The following is a 1,915-nucleotide window of genomic DNA, read 5'->3' on the forward strand; positions in this document are numbered from 1 at the left end:
GCATTGCTTGTCAAGGATACCATCCGGGAGCTCTTCGAACCTTTGGATCGAGAGCAGACTGATGGCGACGAGCAGCAGCTTAGTATTGACTTTACATACGATTAACATATATTAAGAGACACTAGTGCTGTAGCACCTACAATAGGCTCACCTTTTTGGTCAATTACTACTCCTCGAATGATCTTAGAAGAGGATTGTTGAAGAATTTTTTCAGGATTCCTATCAGACTTTCCATAGGAATAAATGGATTGGGTTAATAGCATTATCACTGATAATGCTATCGTTAAAATCTTAGGCAAATTATCGTTTCGCATTTGATTATTATTTGTTAATTGTTTAGATGATATTGATTTATTGAAAGAAATGATTAATTTCTTTTTACATAAATAGATTTATTGAAAATTTCATGTCCTTTTATGTCAACAATCTGCAACTTTAGTTCATCATTATTTACTTCACCGAAAAGACAGGAGTTATTAGAATTGACCAGAATAGGGAAATGTATAGAATTTGAAGATGGAGTATAACGAAATCTATGGAGGTGACCACAAAGCATTATGTCTATTCCCACCTTATTGAGAATAGGTACAAATTTGTTTCTTACCTCTATTTCTCCATGCCAGGCACTTGGACTGATGGCCGGTGGAATATGGCCGATGACTACATGGAAACGGGCTTGACGATATTCTGCAGATTGGACAACTTTCTCAAGCCAGTTTGCTTCTTCAGTACGATATTGATCAAAGTTATTAAAACCATAATATTCTATATCATCATCGGGCTTATCTTCTCCTGTATCTAATGCAATAAAAAATATTGGTCCTTGTCGCCATGTAAAGTAAAGATGAGGTTGCCGTGGGCAAAAATATTCTTGAAATTTCTCTGCATACTTGCCACGTGTCTCGTGGTTGCCACGTACATAATATAAAGGCTTTTCTTGAGCAAAAAGTCTGACTGCTGTGTCCAAAAATCCTTTATATATTACGGAATCATTAGGAAAAGAATTTATCATGTCACCATTGAAAATGATCATATCTTTATCTTTATAATTTGCATAATTCAGCAAAGGCTCCATGATGTTAGCACGTTCATGCACATCATTTAGAATAGCAAAAGATGTCTCCGGTTTATTTTGGTCACAGGTCGTAAAAGTTAACGGCTTTTCCGTGAAAACATTCGTCGCGGCAATGTCTCCATATCGGCCACCGAAATCTTTATGAGCGAAAACTTCCTTGGCATAAACCCGGTAGCGATAAGTCGTACCAGACGTTAGCCCTGTCAACCGAACTGAATGTATACAAGATGTACGTTTGATTCCAATTGTTGTATCATAAAATTTCTGCCTGCTAATAGCATAAAAATTAGTACTGTCATTTGGAGCAAGTTCAACCCATCCGATGGAAGGTTTGTCTGAAATCCATACAATAGTAGCCTCTCTTTCATATACATTTTGCAAATATGGACCATGGGATATTGTTATTGCTGATCCTAAAATAGTATAAAAGCTTACTAAAATAGTAATAAGAAAACAATTAATTTGATATTGTTTCATTTTTTGACAATTATGGAAATAGGAGAATTTTTTTATCGTGTTATTTTAAAGTTGATATATTTCATACTGCAACATTAGATAGATATTAAATTAATTTTTCAGGTAAGAGTATGGTCATCCATCTTTTTAACGACCATAATTTACTTATCAAACAGTTTATTCCCTGCGGACAGACAACTATATTCTCTATATTTCAAAGTTAGAATGACCGTCCGCATTTTTCTTATAACAATTACGTATAATACTCCCCAATTTTAGTACAGGTGCTAAAGTTAAAGAATATTGTTTATCTTTGCACTAAGTAAGAAAGGAACAGAAATGGGAAGAAGAAGTAAGTTTGAACCAAGTTTTAAGGCAAAGGTA

At 34.6% G+C, this 1,915-nt stretch carries 1 protein-coding gene; it reads right to left on the reverse strand.

The window, feature by feature from the left end:
- Nucleotides 1-367: 367 nt before the first annotated feature.
- A complete protein-coding gene (locus NG821_RS12460; protein WP_252761981.1) occupies nt 368-1,552 on the reverse strand; it encodes an FN3 domain-containing metallophosphoesterase family protein in 1,185 nt (394 codons plus the stop codon).
- Between the last annotated feature and the right edge of the window lie 363 nt (nt 1,553-1,915).

The sequence above is a fragment of the Segatella cerevisiae genome, assembly GCF_024054555.1.
Classification (GTDB): Bacteria; Bacteroidota; Bacteroidia; order Bacteroidales; family Bacteroidaceae; genus Prevotella; species Prevotella cerevisiae.

Coding starts and splice junctions, on each gene's coding strand:
- NG821_RS12460 (WP_252761981.1), bottom strand. CDS start 1,552: ATGAAACAATATCAAATTAATTGTTTTCTTATTACTATTTTAGTAAGC.